The sequence below is a fragment of the Variovorax sp. 20P10.2.4 genome, from assembly GCF_058244205.1.
Window position 1 is genome coordinate 1 of record NZ_JBZAYE010000541.1, and the last position, 4,962, is coordinate 4,962.

The following is a 4,962-nucleotide window of genomic DNA, read 5'->3' on the forward strand; positions in this document are numbered from 1 at the left end:
GCCCCGGCAGGATCGCGTAGGTGCCCGGCCGGTTCAGCACGTCGTGCGAACCGCCGGGCCCGGGCACGAACTCCCAGGCATAGAGGTCGCCGCCGCCCGTGATGTCCACCGTCGCGCCGCGCGCCAGCGCCACGTCGGGCGACTTCAGCGTGATCCGCTTCTCGGGCGGCGCGCTCAGCGAGCCGCCCGAAGGATTGGCCGCGTCCACCGCCTTGGTGGGATCGTGCCAGTGCTCGTCGTTGAGCAAGGTGCCGTAGGGCACGACCACGCCGGCGCCCGACACCGAAGTGAGGCTGTTGGCGCCCAGCGCGAGGCGCTCGCTCGCGGCCAGTTCGATCTGGCCATGCGGTGCGCGCAGCACGCCGTCCTGCGCGATCGTCGGCGCCTCCAGCCGCAGGGTGCCGCCGGCCGACAGCGGCGTGTCGCCCGGCTCGCCGAACCGCTCGACGGCGATCGAACCGGTGGCGCGGATCACGCCGGTCATGGCCGTGCTCGGATAGACCTGGCCGGCCGCGAGCACCAGTTGCCCGTCGACGTCGAGGTTCAACTGCAACCGGGTGTCGTCGTTGATCTGATCGGGCAGCGCGCCGCCGATGCGGATCTCGCCGGCCTCGAGTCGCGTGCGGCCGAAGCCGCCGATGCGCACGGTGCCTTCGGGCGACACGCCCGCCTCGTTGCCCGAGACGATCTCGATCAGCTGGCCCGCGAGCTTCAGCTCGCCCTTGGCATCGGGCACCTCGGCCACCAGCGAGGCCGAGGCCGGCCCCGGCACGGTCAGCAGCGTGAGGTGCGGCGCGCTCAGCGACGACGAGGTGTCGGCATGCCCGAGGATCCGGCCCTGCAGCGAGATGGCGCGGCCCATCCTGATGTGCGCGTCGTCGAGACGGATCGGCCCCTGCGAGGAGTTCACCAGCGCGAGGTCGGCGAAGCCGCCGTTCGCGAAGGACTGCGGGCGCAGCGTCAGCGCGAAGGCCTGGCCCGGCTTCTGCAGGATCTCGCGCAGCAGCTCGCCGCCGAACAGGGTGTCGCGGAACAGGTCGAGCGTGGCCGGCGTCAGCCCGAACTGCGCCGGGTCGAGCGCCCCGACCGGGCCGGGCGCCGGCAGGCGGTCGGACAGCACCAGCTCCTTGCTCTCCGCCAGGTGCGCCAGCAGGCTCGACGGAATGATCATCGTGCCGTCGACCTCGTAGCCGAAGCTGCGCAGGCCCGGCGCCCAGTCGTAGTCCAGGCCCTGGCGCCAGTTGTTGCAGGCGCCGTCGACGAAGAAGCCGAAGCAGTCCGGGTCCTGCAGCGTCTGGCTCAGGCGCTCCAGCGGCGAGCCGCCGGGCGCGGCGGGCACGTCCATGTTGATCCGGATGCGCCCGCCGATGCCGCCGGGGCCGCCCGCGTTGCCCACCAGCGTGCTCTCGATCAGGCCCTGGCCCTTGACCTGGATCAGGCCGCCGTCGCTGTCGAGCCGGATCTTCGGCGTCGCCTTCGGCAGCTGCGTGCCGGTGCGGCCGGTGTCGGCCACGCCGTCGATCTCGCCGGTGGCGCCCGACACGTCGATCAGCGCGCCCTTCTCGAGCTGCACCTCGCCGGCCTGGATGTCGACCGAGCCGCCGTCGCGCACCTCGCCCACCTGGCGGCCGCGGTTGTCGAGGTAGGTCAGCGGCACGCCGCGCGCCAGCAGTTCGCCGCCGGCCTGCAACGTGACCTTGCCGCCCGACAGCGAGATGCTGCCGGCCGGCGCGTCGAGCCGGCCGGCCACGGTGATGGTGCCCAGCTCGCCGCCGGCACCGAGCGACAGGTTGCCGCCGATGTCGGTGCGCACCACCGCGCCCGCCCCGATCGAGATCGCGCCGTTGGTGGTGCCCAGCGACAGCGCGGTGGGCTTGCGCGCCGCGCGCTCCTCGGGCCGCAGCACGCCGATCGGCGCGGCATCGGCCAGGCTGGCACCGCCGGGCAGGTGACGCCAGTCGAAGTTCGTGAGATCGAGGCTCGACGCCTGCTGCGACACCGTCACGCCCTCGGGCACCGCGATGCCGCCCTCGGCGCGCACCGAGACCGTGACGCGGCCGAAGCCGCGCTCGCCGTAGAGCGTGGGCGGCAGCAGCGTCACGAGCGGCTTGCCGGTCTCGGGATCGGTGGCCGCGCTGCCGCCGATCTGCACCGGCGAGAACACGTCGAGCACCAGGCTGCCCGCGGAACCGGCCGCGAAGGCGCGCAGGTTCAGCGCGCCCAGGTCGAGCTCGGGCGTCACGCCCACCAGCGTGACCGAACCCGCATTGCCCGCGCGCAACGCGGGCAGGCCGTTCTTCGCGACATCGACGCGGCCGCCGCCCGAGACGTCGAGGACCGCCGCCGGATCGGCCGCGATCTTCCCCACGCTGATCGAGATCGCGCCGCCGTCGATGGCCCAGGCGCCGCTGCCCGGGCCTTCGCGCCAGGTGTTGAGCCACTGGCCGCTGGCATCGAGCCGGCCCTGCGCGCCGATCTCGAGCGCGCCGTTGCTCGACGACAGCCCGATGCGCCCGCCGGGCGTGCGGATCTGGCCGAAGATGCGGATGTCCCGGGTCGAGCCCTCGGTGCCCGCCACCGTCAGCGAGGCGCCCGGCGACAGCTGCAGCTTCGCGCCGGCCGCGAGCTCGAAGTCGCCGTTGATGGTGTTCAGCACGATGCTGCCCATGCCCGAATTGCTGAGCATGTCGTCCGACAGGAAGCTCAGCTTGCGCGAGCCCTGTTCGTCCGGCTTGAGTTTCACGTAGAAATCGTCGCCGAGCGTGGTGAGCGCGCCGAAGTCCTTGGCCAGCCGCTTCGGATCGTGGCTCACGATGATCGTGCCCGGCGACCAGGGCCGGCCGTCGGGCGTGTTCTCGCCGAGCTCGACGCGGCCGCCGAGGCTGGCCGCAGCCTTGGCCTGCGGCCGGTCGCCCGCCACCACGCCGCCGAGCATGTCGCCCTCGAGCACCATCGCGTCGCCCGCGTAGATGCGCAGGTCGCCGGCCTTGCGGCCCTCGGTGTAGCCCGCTTCCTTGTAGTTGGCGCCGATCAGCGGCGAGCGCCAGTTCTCCTTCACGCCCCAGCGCGCATGCTCGCTCGCAAACTCGCCCGCGATGCCGGTGTAGGTGATGTCGGGCAGCGCCTTGTCCATGGTGTGCACGCGGCCGTCGGCGCCCATGAGCTTGGTCGCGGTGTTCATGCCGTCGGAATAGCGCACCGAGCCGCCCGACACGTCGAGCACCGAGCCCGCGCGCGTGATCACCGCGCCGCCCGCGCGCAGGTTGATGCTGCCCGCGCTGGCCGACAGCTCGGCGAGGTCGGTCTTGCCGACACCGACCCAGCCCGACACGTCGGCCAGCGGCGTGCCGACCCAGGCGCCCGGCACCAGCGTCTTGCCGTCGGGCCCGGTCACCCACTGCACGCCCGACATCGGGCCGGCGTCGAACAGGCCGTTGGCGCGCCGGTCGACGATCACCTTCTTGCCGCGCAGCCAGGAGTCGAGCAGCAGCGGCGAATCGCGCAGCTCGTTGATGCGCAGCTCGGCCTCGACGAAGTTGCGCGACATGTCGACCTGCATGCCCTGCAGCCCGGCCACGCTCAGGAAGGCATCGCTGTCGATGTAGATGCGGCTGGCGTCGCCGAGGCTGCCGGGCTTGAAGTACGGCAGCTGCGTGAACAGCGGGTTGACCGCCGACTCGGCCGCGATAGTGCCCGCGGGTACCAGCACGCCCGCCTTCGGCCGCACGTCGATCAGCTGGCCGTACAGGGCCACGCGGCCCGGCTGGTAGCGCGTGACCAACGCCGAGGCCTCGATCTCGCTGCGGTCGCCCGCATCGGGCAGCACCTGCGTGATGCTGCCCTCGCCCAGCGTGAGCGTGCCGGCCGACCAGTTGATCAGGTCGTTGACGCCGTCCGAGTACATGTGCGTGCCCAGCCCCCAGGCGCGCAGCAGGATCGAACCGTTGCGGTTGTTGAGCGCGGTGGTCGAGGCCAGCACGCCCGACTGCCGCACGTCCTGCGCCTGCAGCGTGATGTTGCCGCGGTCGGACTGCACGGTGCCGGTGTTCACCACCTCGTAGCCCACCGACTTGGCGCGCGCCGCCATCTCGGGCATCACCACGTCGCGCAGGCTGTTGACGAAGTTCGCGTCGCCGTACACCGGCACGAGCTTCAGCGCGCCCTGCACCTGCCCGCCGGTGAAGGCCCAGCCCGGCACGGCCGACACGGCCACGTCGAGGCCGCGCGGTGCGTTCGGATCCTGGGTCGAGGGGGTCTTCAGGTAGACGTTCTCGCCGGCCGCGAGGATCACCTGGCCGTCGGGCGCCGTGATGTGGCCCGCGTTGCGCACCTTGGGCGCGAACAGCATGACCTTGCCGCCCGACTCGACCGCCAGCCGCGCACCGGCGTCCACGCGCACCTCGCCCGGCGCCGCGCCGGGATCGAAGCGGTCCACGCCGCCCATGCGGTCGGGCGCGCCGCCCTCGCCGGGCACGAAGCCCGACGGGCCGAAGACCTCGGGCTTGATCGAGGTGAACAGGCCGAACTGGGGAATCGCGAAGTCGTTGCCCTGGCCGTCGAACTTCTGCTGGTTGTTGATGCCGAGGTTGAACTGCTTGTCCGACAGCGCGAGGCTCGAGGCGATCAGCGAGCGCGTGTTGACCTGGCTGGTGCCGTTGAAGACGATGCCGTTGCGGTTGATCAGGTAGACCGAGCCGTCGGCCTTGATCTGGCCCGCGATCTGGCTCGGCCGGCCGCTCGGATCGTTGATGCGGTTCAACGCGATCCATGCATTGGTGCCGTCGGGCTTCGCCCCGCCCTTCTGGTCGAACTGCACCGTGGTGTTGCGGCCCACGTTGAAGCTCTCCCAGTTGAGGATCGCCTTGTCCGCGGTCTGCTGGATGTTGACCTGCGTGCGTCCGCCCGCGGCCGTCTGCACCGGCGCGTTGGCGTTGAGCCAACCGGCGGTGAGGCTGTTGGTGT

General features: G+C 71.9%; 1 protein-coding gene. It reads right to left on the minus strand.

The window, feature by feature from the left end:
* Window positions 1–4,962, minus strand: a 4,962-nt coding sequence (locus AC27VN_RS32460; RefSeq protein WP_490879225.1) for a two-partner secretion domain-containing protein, incomplete at both ends; no start/stop codon positions are given.